Source organism: Microterricola gilva (assembly GCF_004217495.1).
In the GTDB taxonomy this organism is placed as follows: domain Bacteria; phylum Actinomycetota; class Actinomycetes; order Actinomycetales; family Microbacteriaceae; genus Microterricola; species Microterricola gilva.
Window position 1 is genome coordinate 3252735 of the sequence record NZ_SHLC01000001.1, and the last position, 17471, is coordinate 3270205.

A 17471-nucleotide genomic window follows, 5' to 3' on the forward strand; every position below is an offset into this window, starting at 1 on the left:
GAGCGTCGTCCGAAGTGTCCGGGCGGAGCGCCAGGCGGAGCGCCAGGCGGAGCGCCAGGCGGAGCGCCGTGCGGATCGGCGGGGCGGCGCACTACGACGCGGGCGCGGTGTCCCCGCTGAGCGCGCGCAGATTCGTGGCCCGCTTGTCCGGCTCCAGCAGCAGCGCACGCACGAGCAGCGTCAGCGGGATGCAGAGGATCGCGCCGATGGGGCCGATCACCAGGGTCCAGAACAGCACGCTGAAGAAGGTGAGCGTCATGCTCAGGCCGACGGCGTCGCTGACGAACTTGGGCTGCACCATCACTTGCAGCACCACGTTCACGATGCTGTACGCGGCGATCACGAGCAGGGCCAGCGGCCAACCGCCGATCACCAGGGCGAAGATCGCCGGCGGGATCACGCCGATCACGAAGCCAATGTTGGGGATGAAGTTCGTCACGAACGCCAGCACAGCCCAGACGATCGGGACCGGGATGCCGAGGCCCCACAGGATGAGCCCGTCGATCACGGCCACGAGCAGGCCGAAGCTCGCGTTGACGACGTAATAGCGGCGCACACCGCTGAAGTAGCGGGTGGCGATGACGGCGGGGCGCGGTGCGAACGCCTGCCCGCGGCGACCGAGCGCTGCGGCATCCGCAGCCATGAAGATCACGTAGGCGAGCACGAAGAAGAACGCCGCCGCGAGGCCGAGCACCGAATCCGCCACCGAGTAGGCGGCGCCGATCAGCACATCCGGCGTCAGCCAGGAGAATGCGCCTGCGGCCGTCTCCGGGTGGAATCCCAGCGAGCCGAGGGCCGCGACGAGTTGATCGACGACGCCGGCGAACTCGTCGGCGTAGTCGGGCAGCATCGTGATGAATTGGGCGGATGCCACGACGAGCAGCGCGCCGAGCGCAGCCAGAATGGCGAAGCTCACGGCGATCACGACCGTGGTCGCCGCCCACGCCGGCCAGCCGCGGCGTTCGAGCGGGCGCCGCACCGGGTGGGCGATGATCACGACGACGGCGGCAACCGCGACGGGCGCGAGCACGTCTTTGGCCAGCCAGACACCGACGAGTGCGACGACGGCCGCCGCGATCGTTATGAGCATGCGCGTGCCGGGCGCGAGCCCGACGGTGCCGGTGTCAGTGCCAGTAGCGGCCATTCAGAAGTTTCCGATCCCCTTGCCAATCATGACCACACCGATCACAAGCAACAACACTGCCATCACCGTGGCGTTGTTGTGCACCAACCAGACTCGCAGACTTTCGAGCGGGGCTGCCATCTTCGACGAGGCGAGCAGGTAGGCGATCACCGGAATCGCGACGGATGCCGCAGCGATCAGCACGAAGATCACCACCGCAAGAACCGTCTCGCCGCCGTTCAGATCGGAATCGCCGACGATCACACCGGCACCGGCCGCCATGAGCAGGTTCTTCGGGTTCACGGCCGAGAGCAGGAAGCCGAGGATCATCCCTCGCCCGGCCGTCATCGTGTCGATGGCCGACATCCATTTCGGCAGCACCGCAGCCTCACCGGTCGCCGGCCGGCTGCGCCACTGCTTGATCGCCATCAGCAGCAGGAGCACGCCGAGGGCGATCTTGATCCAGCCGGCGATCGGCTGCGAGGCGTCTGGGTCCTTCTCCGGCAGCACGCTGGAGAGGGCGGTGAACACGCTGATCGCGACGACGATGCCGAGCACCCAGCCGATCAGGAATCCGACGCTCGTTCCGCGCGCCTTCGGTGACAGCAGCATCAGGATCGCAGCGATGATCGGGATCGGGCTGATCGCGATGCCCAGTGCGAGTGGCAGGATGTCTCCGATGACCTGACCCATGTTTACTCCTCGTTTTCGTGTTTAGGTGATCTTCTCAACGACCCTGCCCTGGCGCAGCGCCCGCGTCAGGGCCACGGCCCGGTACGGTGTCGGGCGCGAGCCCGATCAGCCTGAGCTCCTCTTGCGACTTGCCGTGGAGCTTCCTGCCCAGGAGCGGTCGTCGGTCGGCGTGGATCTTCACGCCCCGTGGCTCAGAGGCGAGCGGCTCTTCCCAGCCGCGGTAGAGCGCGATGACGCGCAGCGTGAACGCAACGGCGAAGGCGATGAGCGTCGCCACCCACGATTCGACGCCCGCCGCATCCATCACAATCCAGACGAGGCCGGCAACGATGGCTGTTGCGACAAACCACTCACCGCGCACGAACTGTTTGGGGGGAACCCCGCTCGAGACGTCGATCAGGAAGCGGCCGGTCGTGGCACCGATGACCGCAATCGCGAGCGCCCCGAAGATGGGGTAGCCCTGCTCGATCGCCTTCTGCGTTCCGACGATCGCGTACCACGGCAGCGACATGCTGGTCATGAACTGGAAGAGACCCTCCCGGAACAGCTGCCCTTTGTCGTAGGCGAGGTAGTAGCCGATGACCCCGGCCACGATGCAGAGCGCGATGTAGGCGGGGTTCATGAAGGCAGCGGGCGGCTCCTGGAGAATCACGTCGCGAGCCACACCGCCCCCGATCCCGCCCATCAACGCCATCAGCAGGATTCCGACGAAGGTGAAGTTGCGGAAGTGGTCAGGGCGGCGGGCGAGAAGTGCGCCGTTCAGTGCATTCGTGCTCGCCGCGATGAGGTCGAAGAGGGTCTGGTCGCCGACGAACGACCAGGTTCCGAACGGCAGTGACGGATCAAACGGCAGCACGGTCGGACCCCACATCGTTCGGTTGCGAGGCGGGCTGGGCGGCCTGTTTCGCGGTGATCAGCATCGGCGGTTGGCGAGTGACCAGCAGCCAGAGCGGAAGGATGATGATGCACAACAGCGGGAGCACCGCGATGTCAGCGACGGTGACGACGGCCATGAACAGCGCGAGCCAACCGTCCCTGGCGACGACGAGCACAAAGCCGAGTACGCCGGCCGAGATTGCCAGGCTCGGCTGAATGCCGTCGAAGAGTGTGCTGGCAGCGAGTCCGAGTGCGACACCGAGGAACACGGCAGGGAAGATCCGCCCTCCCCGGAATCCAGCGGTCGCGGCGATCAGGAGGGCGGCGAGTTTGATCAGCGTGATCGCCACCAGTTGCCACGCGCTCATGCCGTCGGCGCTGGCGACCAGATCCTGCATCTGGGTGAGCCCCTTGAACAGGGTGTCCGGTCCGCCGATGACACCGAGGACGCCGAGCAACGCGCCGGCAACGGTGAGCGGGATCACGGGGTTGGCCACGACGTGGAACACTCGGTGCAGCACGGGGAAGAGGTAGACACCAACGAGCCCGAGCAACACGGCGACGACACCGACGGCCGTTCCGCTGACGAGGTCCATGAGCTGAGGGGTCTCGAACGCCGGCACCGTCACCGAGAGGGTCGGTCCTCCGAAGATCGCCATCACCACCGACCCCGTGCCCGCGGAGACGAGCGGGAGGAAGAGTTTGTCCCACAGCGTTCCGCCGCCGACTGTCATGCCGACGATGCCGGTGAACACGAGCGCCGCGCCGACCGGGGTTCCGAAGAGCGCGCCGATCGTGCCGGCCGCGCTCAGCATCACGGCCAGTGGAATCGGCATTGATGGCCAGAACCTGGTCGCGGCGGCCACCATGAGCGCACAGTTGATCGCGATGATCGGGTTCTCCGGCCCGAGACTCACCCCGCCGGCGAGACCGATCACGAGCACTGCGGCCAGTCCAGGCAGCATCCGCAGGGGCAACGGATCAGCGACGAGCCCGGTCGTCGCCGGGTCCGGGCCGGCGTGTCCTGGCACGAGCCAGACAATCAGGCCGACGACGAGTCCGGTGAGCGTGAGCACGCCGAAGGTCCACCAGGTCGACGTGTCGTCCAATCCGAGTGCCGCGGGGATCGTCTGCCAGATCTGGCCTTGCAGCCAATCGGCCGCACCGCTCAACACGATCAACACGATCGCGGTGACGGCGCCGATCAGGATCGCGGGGATCGCGAGCAGCAGGGTCGTCTTGAGCGGCGGTGCAGCGTGTGCCTCGGCGGTCGTCATGCCTTCTCCTTCACGCCGAGGGCGGCGATGGCCGCCCTGTTCGTCTCGAACACCGTGGAATCCCCGATCAAATCGAGTTGGGTCAGCCGATTGAGCAACGGGAGCCGCGTCCGACTGAAACTCAGAGTGATGCCGCGCCCCGTCAACCACGTGCGCAGCTCGACGAAGGACTCGGCGGCCGTCACATCGACATCGGTCACCGCCTCCATGTCGATGACGACGTGTGTCGGGGGCGTGGTGTCTCTCGCCTGCCTGACGGCACGTTTGACGGCGTCGCTGAATACGCTGCCGTTGGCGAAGAAGAGCGGCGCCCCCATGCGGATCACGAGCACGCCCGGCACGGTCACCTCGCCGATGGTTGCCTCGTTGAGCAGTGAGTCGCTGGGGTCGCCGTCCGCCGCAAGGATGTCGATGGCCGGGTTCGCTGCTCGCTTGGCCAGGTTGATGAGAGCGAGGACGAATGCAACCAGAATGCCGGGGATGGTGCCGACCAGGAGGGTGACGAGGAAGCAGACGACGCCGACGATGAACTCGAATCGATCGAGTTTCCACAACGCTGCCAGTTCACGGAATCCGAGCAGCGGGACAATCGCCACCGCGACGATCGCCCCGATCACGGGGGATGGGATGTCTTCGAGCAGCGCCGTTCCGAAGATGAGGAGCAACAGGGTTCCGGCCGCCATCACCACGGTGGGCAGCTGCGTGCGCGAGCCAGCCTGGTCCATCGCGGCCGTGCGCGATGTCGACGAACCGACCGCGAAGCTGCCGCTTGCTCCTGCCGCGATGTTGCCGAGGCCGAAGGCGAAGAGGTCCCGGTTGGGGCTCGTCTTGTACCCGTTCTTCTCGCCGTAGGAACGGGAGACCAGCAGGCCCTCCGCCGTCGTCACAAGGGTGAGCGCGAGCGCGGACGGCACCAACGCAAGCCACATGCTCCATTCGATCACCGGCCAGGTGAGTCGCGGCGGGCCACTCTCCACCGGGCCGAGCACCGCGACACCGGCATCCTCGAGCCCGGTCGTCACCATCACGATCGTTCCCAGGATCAACACGATGAGCGCCCACGGCACAGCTCGAAGCAACCGCTGGCCGGTGACGAGCACGGCGATCGAGAGCGCTGCGAGCAGCGCTGACCACCAGTTGATGCCGCCGAGACCGGTGACCAGATCGGTGGCCTTCTCGATGAACTCCCCGCCCGAGTTGATGGACACTCCGAGCATCTTCGCGATCTGACTGACCATGATGTCGAGTGCGAGGCCGCCGACGAAGCCGATCAGGATCGGCTTCGAGAGGAAGTTCGCCAGGAACCCGAGCTTGAAGAACGCCGCGGCGAAGAACATCAAGCCGCAGAGGATCGCCTGGGCCAGGGCGAGAGTCAGGTAGTCGGCACTGCCGGCCACGGCGAGGCCACCGATGGACGAGGCGACGAGGGCCGCGGCCGCGGCATCGGGCGAGACGATCAGCTGCCGCGAGGAGACCACAAGGGCGTACAACACCGCAGGCAGAACCAGTGCGTACAGGCCGGCCGTCGGTGGCAGTCCGGCGATCTGGGCGTATCCGATGTTCAGCGGCACCGCGATCGCCAACAGGGTGACGCCGGCCATCGACTCCCGGAGGGCGTTCTTGGCGGTCAGGCCCACAAACGGCTTCTGCATCATTCCTCCATCTGTCGTCCGACGACCGTTGCGGGGAGACCGCGTGCCTGCCGCATCTCAACCGCTCCCGAGCAGGGGTGCGCGGAACGCCGGGAAGTCCTCACCGGCAGAGCGACCGTCGTCATGGCAGCTCTGCCGTCGTGAGCGGCGGACTCGGCACCGCCGAGGTCACCGAAGCCGTCAGCGTGTTCTCCTCGCACGCCGCCGCGAGCGCAAGCACGACCGCTGAGGTAACGGCGACACCGTGCAGCGGATGGTGCCAGTACTGCACGCGCGTCGTGATCCGCTGCGGGCTGATCCCCACGATGAGCGTGTGCGCAGCTTCCCTGCTGTGCACGCCATCGACGCCGGCGACGGTCGCGGTGAGCAGCTCGCCGAGTGCGCCCGGATCCAGCCGTCCGGCTTCGACACGCACCTCGACCTCGCTCCGCCTGGCCCCGGCCTGTGAGTGGTTGACGAGCGGCTCCTGCAGCAGCTGGCCGTTCGGCACGTGAATGGTGCGACCGTCGGCTGTGCGCAGCACAACCGAGCGCCCGTTGAGTTCGAGCACCGTCCCGACGTAGTCCCCCGTGTCGATCTCGTCGCCCGGTTTGAGCGGATGCCGCGACTGCAGGATCACCCCGGCGGCGAAGTTGTCTGCGACACCGCGCATCGCGAGCACGAGGATGACCCCGACGATGATCGCGATCGCGATGAACGGCTGCACGGAGGCGCCGAGGAAGCTGAGCCCGATGCCGACCCCGAGCAGGATCACGATGTACTTGGCGATGCGGGCGATCAGCAGTCCGACGGCCGGTGACACACCGGGTGTGCGCGCGAGCAGCGCGGTGACGCCGCGCTTGACGAAGATCGACACGACCCAGCCGGCGACTCCGAAGAGCGCCGCGAGCAGCAGATCCCAACCAGTGATGTCACCGGAGGCGAAGAAGTCGCTCAGCGCGCTGCCATCCATCGGGCTACCTCATCCCCGACTCGATGCTGTCGAAGACCCGACCATCGGCCTCCAGCCCGCTGAACCAGCTCGTGCGCCTGGCGATCAGGAGCGCGGCATCCGGGACGGCGGCGATGCGCAACTGCACCCCCTGCGATGCCAGCTCGCGGTCGAGGTCGGCGAGCGCGTCGAGCACGGTGACGGAGGTCGTCGCCATGCGGCCGAGGTCGATCACGACAGCGCTCAGCGTGCCTGCATCCTCGCCGGATTCCGCGACGGCAGCCAAAACCGCCTGCTCGGTCTCCAGCACGTTCGCGGTGTACAGGGGGCCGCCGACGATGACGGCGAGCACGGATCCGCGCCGCTCCCCCGTGGTCACCCTGATTTTGCTCAGCTCGGTGAGGATCAGCAGCAGCGTCAGGGCGACGCCGACGGCGACGGCCGCGAGCAGGCCGGCGGTCAGGCCGACGACGGCGGTCGCGACGGCCGTCCAGAAGTCCGGTCGGTTGACGCGCCGCAGCCGCAGCAGGTCGGGGATATCGATGAGCCCGATCACGGCGACGAACACCATCGCCGCGAGCGTCGCCTCTGGCAGCAGGCTCAGCACGGGTCCGAGGAACAGGGCGACGAGCACGGCGAATGCCACGGTGACCATCGTCGACAGCTGCGAGCGCGCCCCAGCGGAGAGGTTCACGGCGCTCTGCGAGAAGCCGCCGGCCGCAGGCAAGGTCGAGAAGAACGAGCCGGCGATGCTCGCGGCCGAGGTGGCGAGCAGCTCCTGGTTGCTGTCGATCTGCTTCTCACCTGCCGCGCGGATGCCGCGGGCCACCGCCGCTGATTCGAGGAATGCCATCACGGCGATCGCGAGCGCTCCGGGAATCAGATCGACGACGTCGGTGAGTGCTGGGAGGCTCGGCATCGGAAGGCCTTGCGGCACCGGCTGGATCACCGAGACCCCCGCCTCCCGCAGGCCGCCGAAGGCGATGAGCAGGATGCCTGCGGCCACGACGATGAGCGGTCCGGGAATGCGCGGGGCGAAGCGCTTCAGCCCGAGCAACACAGCGATCGAGCCCAGCGAGAGCAGCAGCGTCGGGAGGTTCATCGAGGGCAGCGCCGCGATCACCGCGTTGATGGAACGGACGAAGCCGTGCCCGGTGAAGTCGCTGTCGACACCGAGCAGCGTGGGCAACTGCCCGACGGCGACGGTCGCCCCCACCCCGATCTGGATGCCAAGGATCGTGGCCTTGTTGATGTTCTCGACGATGGCGCCGAGCCGCAACAGGCGGGCCAGCAGCAGGATGACGCCGACCAGCAGTGTGAGGGTCGTCAGATCGCGCACCGCATCGTCGGAGCCGACGGCCACCCCGGCGCTCACGAGCGTCGTCGCGGTGAGGGTGGCGATCGTCGACGTCGTGGAGACGCTCATCGCGCGGGATCCGCCGAGCAGCGCGTAGACGAGCATCGGCACCATGCAGCTGTACAAGCCGATCTGCACGGGCAGGCTGGCGATAGTCGCGTATGCCATGCCCTGCGGCACGACGACGGCCCCGGCGGCGAGCCCCGCGATCACGTCCGGTCCGATCCACTCGCGTCGGTAGCCGCGCAGGGTCGGCGCAAACCACTCCCGCCGTTTCGTCGCAGGCGGACGCGGTCCCGGCGCCGAGGTCACGGCCTGGCTCCCCGCGCCCGTCACGCGGTGTCCGCCGCGCCCTGCGGCACGAACACGCTTGACCAGTCGTCGCGCACGCTGACGATGGTGAAGTCGTGTTCCGCCGCCGCGGCGAGCGCGAGCTCAGCTCCGGAATCGTAGGGCGCGTCTCCGCGTCCCGACGTGTCGTCATGGTGGATCAGCAGGGCGAGCGATTCCTGGCTCCCCTGCGTGTAACGCAACATCTCGATGTCACCGTTGGAGTTGCCTGCGGCCAGGATCGGACGTCGGCCGATGCGGGTCCAGATGCGCACGGGCTTCACCGGGCCGTCATCCATGAAGTCGAATGTGCTCGCATAGCGAACCTCGGAGCTGTCTGCGTCGTAACTCAACCCCACCGCGGAGCCGATGACCCGCTCCGGCGGGATGCCGTAGTACTCGCTCGTGATGGGGCGCATGAAGTCGCGGTCACCACCGGAGACGATGTAGCAGCTGAAACCGTGTGCCTCCAGGTAGCGCAGCAGCTCGACCATGGGCTGGAAGACCGCGTCACGGTAGGGCGTTCCCAGGGTCATGTGCTTCGCACTGCGGTAGAACTCGGCGACGGATTTCTCGTAGTCGAGCACGTTCATGCCGGCCGTCGAGCCGAGGATGGCGCCGATCATCAGCTTCAGATCGCTGTCGTCGCCGGCGTAGTGCTTGTCGACCGCTGAGCCCAACCAGGCGAAGTCGCCGTTGACCGCGGCCGCGTACGGCTGCCGATCAGCCAGCGCCGGCTCGGCGGCGGCCGCTGCAGCCCACTGCTGCACGATGTAGTGCAGCTGCGTCGGCATCGGCTTCTCCGTCCACAGCGTGCCGTCGTTGTCGAAGACCGCGACGCGCTCGGCAGCGGGAACCGCTCCAGGCCCGTCACCGCTCACGCGTTCGACGAAGTCAATGATGCGCCTGCGCGTCGGCGTGTCCGCCCACGATGTCAGCGAGATTCCCATCTGCCTGTTCCCCTTCGGATGCCGCGGGGTCCCGACCGCTCGGCCGGGACCCCGCGGGTGTGATCAGTCTCTGGCGTACGCCGCGGCCAGGTGCGCCTCGACATCGATGTAGAGGTCGTCTCCGATGTCGAAGACCACCTTCGCGATCGTGCCGTTGGTGAACTCGAATCGGGACCCCGAGTAAGCGCTCGACACGGCATCGCCGCTGTCGTAGCCGATGCAGAGCCCCTCGCCACAGAGCGAGAAGTGCCCGAGCACGGTGCGGATCTTCTGCTCGGCGACGAGCTGGTCGTCGATGTAGAGCTTGAGCGGGCCGACACCCTCGCGGTACTCCCCCATGCCCTCCTTGGTGAACTCCACACCGATCACGTGCTTGCCCGTGAGCTTCAGCGGCGCCGAGATGCGGTCCTCCGGCGGGATGCCGAGGAAGTTGTACGCGTAGGTGACCTCCCCGTCCTTGATGAACAGCGCATGGCCGCCGAAGCGCGAGCCGTGGGCGAAGATGACGCCCTCCGAGTCGGGCGTCAGGTCGACCTCGGCGAGGATCTTGTACGAGACCCCATGCACGTTCGCCGCGGAGCGCTCCGGGATCTCGGTCGTGCCGGGGTAGTACGTGTATTGCCCGCTCGGTGGAACCGGAACCTTGAACTCCATGTTCACGAACGTCTCGAAGTCCTTCGGGTTGCCGATGATCTGCAGGTCATTCAGCGGCAACACCTTGTTGGCCTTCGCCTCGCTCAGCCAGAGGGCTTTGAGCTCCTCGAGCTTCTCGGGGAACTGCGCCGCGAGGTCATGCGCCTCTGAGCGGTCGACATCCGTGTGGAACAGCTGCCAGACATCGTTCTCGAACCCACTCATGCCGCTGACCGGGCCGTGCTCGGCCACCGCCTTCCAGCCCTTGTGCCAGATCGCCCGGCTGCCCAGCATCTCGTAGTACTGGGTTTCCTTGTCTGTGGGTCCGTCTGCCGGGGCGTCGAAGGAGTAGCGCATCGAGACGCCGTCGAGGGGGCTCTGTTCAACGCCGTTGTAGCTGCTGGGCATCTCGACTCCGCAGACGTCGAGGATCGTCGCGACGATGTCGGTGGAGTGGTGGTACTGGTTGCGCACCTCCCCCTTGGCCTTGATCCCTGCCGGCCAGTGGATGACCATCGGGTCGCACACGCCACCCTGGTAGGTGTAGCGCTTGAACATTCTGTACGGAGCTGAAAAGGCCATCGCCCACCCGGTCGGGTAGTGGTTGTAGGTGTCCGGGCTGCCGAGCTTGTCGACCATGGTGAGGTTCTGCGCCTCGTCGTCGGGGTAGCCACCGAAGATCTTGCCCTCGTTGACCGAGCCGTTCGGGCTGCCTTCGCCCGACGAGCCGTTGTCCGCGCAGTAGATCACGATCGTGTTCTCGAGCTGACCTGACTCTTCGAGGTAGTCGACGATGCGGCCGACCTGGGCGTCGGTGTACTCCGAGAAACCGGCGAACACCTCGGCCATGCGCGAGAACATGGCCTTCTCTTCGTCGTTGAGGTCGGCCCACGGGCGCACCTCGTCGGTCTGACTGAACGTGCCATCCGGCATCGGGTTGATGTCGTTGTAGACGGTGTCTGCCGGCAGCAGCCCACGCTCGATCATGCGGGGAACAACCCAGTCGCGGTACGCCTCGTAGCCATCGTCGAACATGCCCTTGTACTTCGCGATGTACTCTTCCGGCGCGTGGTGCGGGGCGTGGTTGGCTCCGGGGCAGAACCACATGTACCAGGGCTTGTCCGGCTCCGTCTGCTTGGAGTCACGGATCATCTTGAGCGCCTGGTCGGCGAGGTCCTTCGACAGGTGGTAGCCGTCTTCCGGCAGGTAGGGCTGGTCGATGTAGTGGTTGTCCTCGGCGAGCGACGGGTACCAGTTGTTCGTCTCTCCACCGATGAAGCCGTAGAAGCGGTCGTAACCCTGGCCAAGCGGCCAGTTCTTCTTCGAGGCGCCTGCCGTCCACTCGTCGATGGGAACGTTGTGGTTCTTGCCGACCCAGTAGGTCGACCAGCCTGCGTCGCGCAGAATGTTCGCCATCGTGGCGTTCTCCGGCGGGATGTGCGAGTTGTAGCCGGGGAAACCGGTCGACGATTCGGAGATCGTCGCGAAGCCGTTGGAGTGGTGGTTGCGACCGGTCAGGAACGTCGACCGCGTTGGCGAACAGAGTGCCGTGGTGTGCCACTGGGAGTAGGTGAGGCCGCCGGCGGCGAGCTTGTCCATCGTCGGCATGTTGATGCGGCCGCCGTATGGCGACCAGGAGGCCTGGCCGGTGTCGTCATAGAGCACGACGAGCACGTTCGGCGCGCCGGCCGGTGCCTTCTCGGGCAGGAACGCATCCCAGTCTGCGGTCGAGTCCCGCACATCGAGTTCTATGTTTCCCTTGAATTCTTTGGCCACGATCATCTCCTGTCTACGTCGGCACGCAGAACGCCGACGATGGTGAATGTCTCACACGCTAAGGGGGCTTTGCGCCCGGCACCAGAGGCATGGACGGGATTCACCCGAAATGGAGGATCACCGCATCCGCCCCGTTCACTAGCCTCTGGAGCACCGCCCGCGACGCACATGCCGGGAGCGATGGCGCCGTGACGGCGCCGGTCAAGTGAAAGGACACCATGACCACCACACAGGACTACGGTCCGGTCGAACTCCTCACCGTCGGGTTCACAACCGAAGCGCCACCCGCCCCGGTGATCGACGCGATTCTCGCCCTCGCGGCGGAAGAGACGGTCTCGCTGCTCGACCTCATCGTCGTCTCGCGCGGCGAGGACGGCAGCGTTGCGGTCGTCGAGCTCGAGGAGCACGACTCGGACCCCCTCCGCGAACTCGAACTCGCGCTCGTCGGCCTGGTGGCAGAGGAGGACATCACCGTGATCGCGGAGAGCCTGCCTCCGGGAAGCTCTGCACTCGTCGCCGCCGTCGAGCTGAGCTGGGCCCGGAATCTCATGTCGGCCATCGCGACGGCCGACGCTGTCGTGCTCTCGCAAGACCGCATTCCGGCCTCGGTCATCGCCGAGTCCGCCATCGCACTCCAGAAGACCCTGGGCTAGGAGAAGACACATGCTGATTCGTCGATTCGGGCGCCCCGGCCTGCTGGGTCTCGCCGCCCGCACAGCCGTCGTCGCCGGCACCGCCACCGCCACCGCCGGGGCCATCCGTGGCCACCAGATGCGTAAGGCCGAAGAGCAGCAGGAAGCCGCCGCCTACGAGCAGCAGTACGTGCCACAAGCTGCTCCGGTCGCCGCCCAGCAGCCCGCAGTGCAGAGCCCCGGCTCTGGGCTCACCGACAAGATCAAGGAACTCGCAGAGCTGCACAGCTCCGGCGCACTGACCGACGCGGAGTTCTCAGCGGCAAAACAGCAGCTGCTCGGAGTCTGAGCACCTCGGCATCCGCACACTGACGGCGGTGGGCCATGCTTCGGCATGACCCACCGCCGTTCAGTCGTTCTGGCGTACCTCGGTGATGTCCAGCCCCAGTTCGGCGATGCGTGCGAGCAGCCCGTGCAGCTCGCTTTGGTCGCGCAGCACGCCGATGAGCATGGTCGTTGACGGCCCAATCTGCACGGCATCCATCTCGGGGAATGCGGCTGCCAGGGTCTCCGACAGCGCGTAGGGAACCCGGATCTCGTAGCGCTTCACGTTCACCTCCCGCCGTCCACACGGCACCCACTCATGCTCGCCCGTGCGAGCGGATTCCGCCTCACCTGTGCAGGGTGAACTGCGGGCGGCCGGCGCCCATCCGTGCTGGCGTCCCCGAGGTTCGCTACAGCAGCTCGCGCTCCTGGGCGACCCGGACCGCCTCGCTCCGCCCCGACACGGAGAGCTTCAGGTAGATGTTTCGCAGATGCGTCTTGACGGTGTTCACGCTGAGCGTCTGCTTGCGGGCGATCTCGGCCACGCTCTGGTGCACGGGCAGCTCACGCAGAATAGATCGTTCCCGGCTCGTCAACGATTCGATGAGGCGCAACTCGTCGACTCCGACCGGCAGTGCCGCGGTCCCGCAGTTCACGATGTGCTCGGCCATCCTCTCGAGCGACCCGAACCGACCGAGCCGTGCTTCCACCAGCGCCACCCCCTCACCATTGCGTGCGAGGAACGGCCGCGGGGCCTGGAAATGCTCCGCCAGGCGCACAGCGCGCATGACTCGGGCATCGGCCTCGGCCTCACGTCCGGTGTTCTGCGCCGTCTGCGCCAGCACAATCCACGCCGCGATCGCCGCACCGGAATGCCACGCCTTCGCCTGGCCATGCAGCGCGTCTTCGAGACGTCGCTCGACCGACTCCCCGCTCTGGGTCGGCGGGCTCAACACGTAGCGGGCCGTCATCACCTCGAGTGAGTCGCCGCCGAGCACGGATTGCGTGAAATCGACGACGTCCCTGGCCATCTCCCGACCGTCCAGCGTCAGCCGCGCGCTGGCCAGCCGAACGCAGGCCGCGCCCAAGAGCCGAGGAAAACGGTGACCGGATTCCCGGCTGATGCGCTCGACGCGATCGGCAACCGCGCGCAGCTGGACCCCGCTGTCGAGCGCAGGCAATTCGCGCAGCAGGCGCGCCGGAACCAGAAGTCCGAAGTCGGCCCCGAGCGGATCGGCCGCGATCACACCGTCGAGTAGCTCGATGTCCAGCGGCTCACAGCGCTGGTACCGACGGCCCTCCAACAACACGGTGGCTCCCGCCACCGCGCGGCTGTTCTGCGAGAACATCACCGCCTGCGCGCTCTGCGCCAGCTGATCCTCCAGCGCGAATGCCTGCGTCCACTCGTTGCAGGCCGCGAGGCTGGCGACCGCGAGGTCGGTGACGAGCAGGTACAGCCAGCTGTATCCCATGCTGTGCGCCGCATCCGCGACCTGACGATAGAGCAGGGCTGCGCCAGCTGGATTGCCGAGGCGATCCTGGCACCAGCCCTCTGCCGTCGCTGCGAGGAGGTCGAGCGCGAGCGATTGCTCGCGCAGCAGACGTGCCGACGGAGTCGCGAGACTGCGCAGGCGCTCCCGCACGACGCCGTCAGGCGCGGAGCTGAAGCAGTTGACGGCAAGGAGCGCCAGCGTCCAGTCCTGCGAAACACCGTCTGCGCCTGCCTGCTGATTCGCACGGGCCACAAGGTGCCGAGACTGCCGCGAGTCGGCGGAGTACGGGGCCCGCATCAGCAGCTGAATGACGAGCATCGCAAGGGATTCCGTCGGCTGGCAGGTCCTCCACTCGGCTCGGCTGAACGCGTCCGTGCCGGAGAGCGCAAGTTCGAGCCCGAACTGGTCGAGGACCGCCGACGTCGTGTCGGGGTCAGCGGAGGCCAGAGCCTGTTCGAATGCGGCGGGCCCGTCGTGGTGGGCCACGTACCAGGCTGCAGCCATGGCGTGGTGGCGCTGCGCGAGCTCCAGGTTGTGCCGACGTGCCTCGGCCTGCATGAATCCCAGCAGGACGGGGTGGATTCGAAAGTCGCCGCCATCCTCGGTGATGAGGGCATTGCGTCGTGCCAGCGCGAGCATGACCTCCCCGGCATCCGCTCGACCGCTCAGCACGCTCAGCAGCTCCAACGGAATGCACTCACGCACGGCGGCGGCCATCAGCACCGCCCGGTCGCCATCGTCCATTCCGAGCAGCACCTCCGTCACCAGGTAGTCGGCGACTGCTCGATGGTTGGCCCCGAACTGAGCAATGGCCTGCTCCGGGTCGCTGCTGCCCCGAATCCACGGCATGGCCAGAGCGAGAGCGGTGATCCAGCCAGCGGTGCGTTCGGCGACCGAGCGCACCGCCCCCTCCGACAATGTGATGCCGTGCCGCGCGGCGAGCCGGGTGGTCTCGCATTCGTCGAACGCCAAGTCGGCAGTTCGCAGCTCGCACAGCAGCCCGGTTGCCTCGAGGAAGGCGAGGCTGGCGAACGGCTGGTACCGCCCAGAGATCACAACGCGTGCGCGGGCAGGCAGCGACTCCAGTGCGCGAAAGAGGATGAGGCGTTCACTGGCAGTGAGCAGATGGACGTCGTCGATGAAGACGAAGCCCAGGTCGTCTCCGTCTGCGATGGTCGGATCGAGCAGCGGCTGGATGTTCATCGGTGCTCGGGGAGTCTCGCGGGCAGAGAGCCAGCTCGTCCGGTGGCCGGCCTCGTTCAGCGTGCGGGCCCAGCTGGCCAGCAGGGTCGTCTTGCCGCTCCCGGGGGCACCCCAGACACACACGATTGAGCGGGTGCCATCGATGAGCGCGTCGAGCGCCACATCCAGCCGCGGCCGTGAAACGTAACAGACGGCGGGCGGCGGAATCAGGCCGCTCGCGAGATCACGCTTGGCTAATGTGTCGTCGTACAGTCCCACTGCAATTCCCCCCGATGATGCCGTGTAGCAGTGCCAATAATCCGGGCAATGTCCCCCATTCGCAACCCATAGCGCCCGAAATTGTCCCCCAATTCACCGGGATCGCGTGGTCGAGATCCGCGAACTCACCCGGTTCGGGTGGCGACAGCCGGGGCGGTGAGCCATACAAATGGAATGCTGTGGCATCACGCCGCAGTCGCGCCCGCACAACTCTGCGACGCGTCTCTGCGGTCGGCCTCGCCGACAGGATTGGATCGACATGAACATCTGGGACGACTTTTGGAGCCTCATCTGGTTCTTCTTCTGGAGCTTCGCGTTCATCGCGTACCTCTTCGTGCTGTTCGCGATCGTCGCTGACCTCTTCCGCGACCACAAGCTCAACGGCTGGTGGAAGGCGCTGTGGATCATCTTCCTCATCTTCGTGCCGTTCCTGACGGCACTGGTGTACCTGATCGCGCGTGGAACGGGCATGGCCCAGCGCCAGGTCAAGGATGCCGCCGCCGCTCAGCAAGCGGGCGAGCAGTACATTCGCACCGTGGCCGGCTCGAGCCCCAGCGAGGAGATCAGCAAGGCCAAGGCGCTGCTCGACTCCGGTGCCATCACGCCCGGCGAGTTCGAGGCGCTCAAGGCGAAGGCGCTGGCACACCAGGGCTAAGCGGCCGCTCCAGCGCAACACCGCGCCCGAAACGGCCCAGCTACTACCGCTTGCTGGGAGAACGGCGCTAGCGTATTCACAGCGACTTCCCATCTGGGCCGTCGATAAGCACATGAGGGGAAACAAATGAGCATCTGGGAAAACTTCTGGAACGTACTGTGGGCTATGTTCTGGGTATTCGCGTTCGTCGCCTACCTGTTCGCGATCTTCGCGATCATCGGTGACCTGTTCCGCGACCACAAGCTCAACGGCTGGTGGAAGGCGCTCTGGATCATCTTCTTGATCTTCGTGCCGTTCCTGACCGCCCTGGTCTACCTGATCGCCCGCGGCAAGGGCATGGCCGAGCGCCAGGCCAAGGACATCCAGGCCGCTCAGCAGGCGAGCGAGCAGTACATCAAGCAGGTCGCTTCCAGCTCGACCCCTGCTGAGGAGATCCACAAGGCCAAGGCCCTGCTCGACTCCGGCGCGATCACGCCGGCCGAGTTCGAGTCGCTCAAGGCCAAGGCACTCGCCTAACCACCGCTTCGGCAACGAAGAACGCGCATGCCCCCACACGGGAGCATGCGCGTTCTTCGTGTTGGAGTCGCGTTCCTAGAGCGCGGGGAGCTCGAAGTCGACGCAGCTGCGCTCGGCCACCAGTCCGCGGATGATGCCGGTGACGGCGACGTGCGCCGGGTGCACCTGGTACGCCGCCAGTGCGGCCTCGTCGGCGTAGTCGGCGATCAGCACGACGTCCCAGTTCGTGGCGGGGCCGATGGTGTTGATGCCGACATCCAGCGCACTCATGCCGTCGATCTGGCCGCGGAGAGACTCCAGTCCAGCCTTGATCTCGGCGGCCTGCGCGGCCTTCAGCGTCGGGTCGCTCTCGGCGAGCCTCCACGTTACGACGTGGCGAATGGTCATTGTGCCTCCAAGATGGCCGTCTTCAGGCGCACCGGGTCGATGCGCCAGTAGTTGTGCACCGCGCCGTTGATCAGCACGACCGGGATCTCTTCGACGAATCGCTCGTGCAGCGCGGCATCGTCGAGGATCGACTTCTCTTCGAGCACGACGGCCGGGCCGGATGCCGTGGCGATTTCGGCCAGAACCGCGGTCACCACGTCTCTGGCGTCGTCGCAGAGGTGGCAGCCGGGCTTGCCGATGAGGGTCAGAACGGGAGCGGTCACCGATCAAGCCTATGCGCCGCTGGCTGCGCCCGGTGAACCCCGCGGCGCCGGTGTCTGCCCACTCGCTCAGGGCTTCGCGGGCGTCGCTGCTCCTTCGTCGCGGCGCCGCGCGCTCAGCCGCCGTGAAAAGAAACGCCCGCCT

The 17471-nt window shown here is 66.7% G+C and carries 17 protein-coding genes; 4 read left to right on the forward strand and 13 right to left on the reverse strand.

Annotated elements, in window-relative coordinates; all coding sequences use genetic code 11:
- Nucleotides 1-91 precede the first annotated feature (91 nt).
- The 9 genes from EV379_RS15050 to EV379_RS15090 all read right to left on the reverse strand — a co-directional run bounded on the left by EV379_RS15050 (nucleotide 92) and on the right by EV379_RS15090 (nucleotide 11598).
- A complete protein-coding gene (locus tag EV379_RS15050) occupies nucleotides 92-1144 on the reverse strand; it encodes an AI-2E family transporter (RefSeq protein ID WP_130506853.1) in 1053 nt (350 codons plus the stop codon).
- The gene (locus EV379_RS15055; RefSeq protein ID WP_130506854.1) at nucleotides 1145-1816 is read right to left on the reverse strand and encodes a GAP family protein; all 672 of its coding nucleotides are present in this window, start codon (nucleotides 1814-1816) and stop codon (nucleotides 1145-1147) included.
- A gap of 34 nt (nucleotides 1817-1850) precedes the next feature.
- Complete coding sequence (locus EV379_RS15060) at nucleotides 1851-2672, reverse strand: trimeric intracellular cation channel family protein (protein WP_242616400.1); 822 nt, start codon at nucleotides 2670-2672, stop codon at nucleotides 1851-1853.
- A complete protein-coding gene (locus EV379_RS15065) occupies nucleotides 2659-3969 on the reverse strand; it encodes an ion channel protein (RefSeq protein WP_130506856.1) in 1311 nt (436 codons plus the stop codon). Before EV379_RS15065 ends, EV379_RS15060 begins: the two co-directional genes overlap by 14 nt.
- A complete protein-coding gene (locus EV379_RS15070) occupies nucleotides 3966-5621 on the reverse strand; it encodes a SulP family inorganic anion transporter (protein WP_130506857.1) in 1656 nt (551 codons plus the stop codon). Before EV379_RS15070 ends, EV379_RS15065 begins: the two co-directional genes overlap by 4 nt.
- A gap of 121 nt (nucleotides 5622-5742) precedes the next feature.
- On the reverse strand, nucleotides 5743-6573 hold the full coding sequence (locus EV379_RS15075) for a mechanosensitive ion channel family protein (protein ID WP_130506858.1): 831 nt from the start codon (nucleotides 6571-6573) through the stop codon (nucleotides 5743-5745).
- A 4-nt stretch (nucleotides 6574-6577) separates the two neighbouring features.
- Entirely contained in the window at nucleotides 6578-8221 is a 1644-nt protein-coding gene (locus tag EV379_RS15080) for a SulP family inorganic anion transporter (RefSeq protein ID WP_130506859.1), read from the reverse strand.
- Nucleotides 8222-8241: 20 nt separating this feature from the next.
- Nucleotides 8242-9189 carry an HAD family hydrolase gene (locus EV379_RS15085; RefSeq protein WP_130506860.1) on the reverse strand — a complete coding sequence of 316 codons (948 nt, stop codon included), beginning with the start codon at nucleotides 9187-9189 and terminating at the stop codon, nucleotides 8242-8244.
- 63 nt (nucleotides 9190-9252) lie between these two features.
- Entirely contained in the window at nucleotides 9253-11598 is a 2346-nt protein-coding gene (locus EV379_RS15090) for an arylsulfatase (protein WP_130506861.1), read from the reverse strand.
- A 218-nt stretch (nucleotides 11599-11816) separates the two neighbouring features.
- On the opposite strand from EV379_RS15090, the gene EV379_RS15095 reads away from it, so the two are divergent.
- Both EV379_RS15095 and EV379_RS15100 read left to right on the forward strand, forming a co-directional pair.
- The gene (locus EV379_RS15095) at nucleotides 11817-12251 is read left to right on the forward strand and encodes a DUF6325 family protein (RefSeq protein ID WP_130506862.1); all 435 of its coding nucleotides are present in this window, start codon (nucleotides 11817-11819) and stop codon (nucleotides 12249-12251) included.
- Nucleotides 12252-12261: 10 nt separating this feature from the next.
- On the forward strand, nucleotides 12262-12579 hold the full coding sequence (locus EV379_RS15100) for an SHOCT domain-containing protein (protein WP_130506863.1): 318 nt from the start codon (nucleotides 12262-12264) through the stop codon (nucleotides 12577-12579).
- A 60-nt stretch (nucleotides 12580-12639) separates the two neighbouring features.
- Here the strand turns inward: EV379_RS15100 and EV379_RS15105 are convergent, their stop codons facing one another.
- A complete protein-coding gene (locus tag EV379_RS15105; protein ID WP_130506864.1) occupies nucleotides 12640-12840 on the reverse strand; it encodes a hypothetical protein in 201 nt (66 codons plus the stop codon).
- Nucleotides 12841-12964: 124 nt separating this feature from the next.
- Nucleotides 12965-15508 carry a helix-turn-helix transcriptional regulator gene (locus EV379_RS15110; protein WP_130506865.1) on the reverse strand — a complete coding sequence of 848 codons (2544 nt, stop codon included), beginning with the start codon at nucleotides 15506-15508 and terminating at the stop codon, nucleotides 12965-12967.
- Nucleotides 15509-15767: 259 nt separating this feature from the next.
- On the opposite strand from EV379_RS15110, the gene EV379_RS15115 reads away from it, so the two are divergent.
- Nucleotides 15768-16163: an SHOCT domain-containing protein gene (locus EV379_RS15115; protein WP_130506866.1), complete on the forward strand. Its 396-nt coding sequence runs from the start codon at nucleotides 15768-15770 to the stop codon at nucleotides 16161-16163.
- 126 nt (nucleotides 16164-16289) lie between these two features.
- A complete protein-coding gene (locus EV379_RS15120; RefSeq protein WP_130506867.1) occupies nucleotides 16290-16679 on the forward strand; it encodes an SHOCT domain-containing protein in 390 nt (129 codons plus the stop codon).
- A 75-nt stretch (nucleotides 16680-16754) separates the two neighbouring features.
- Here EV379_RS15120 and EV379_RS15125 read toward each other — a convergent pair whose 3' ends face one another.
- Nucleotides 16755-17066 (reverse strand): Dabb family protein, encoded by a 312-nt coding sequence (locus EV379_RS15125; RefSeq protein ID WP_130506868.1) that lies wholly within the window; start codon nucleotides 17064-17066, stop codon nucleotides 16755-16757.
- Entirely contained in the window at nucleotides 17063-17329 is a 267-nt protein-coding gene (locus EV379_RS15130) for a glutaredoxin family protein (protein WP_130506869.1), read from the reverse strand. The genes EV379_RS15125 and EV379_RS15130 overlap by 4 nt, the downstream gene beginning before the upstream one ends.
- Between the last annotated feature and the right edge of the window lie 142 nt (nucleotides 17330-17471).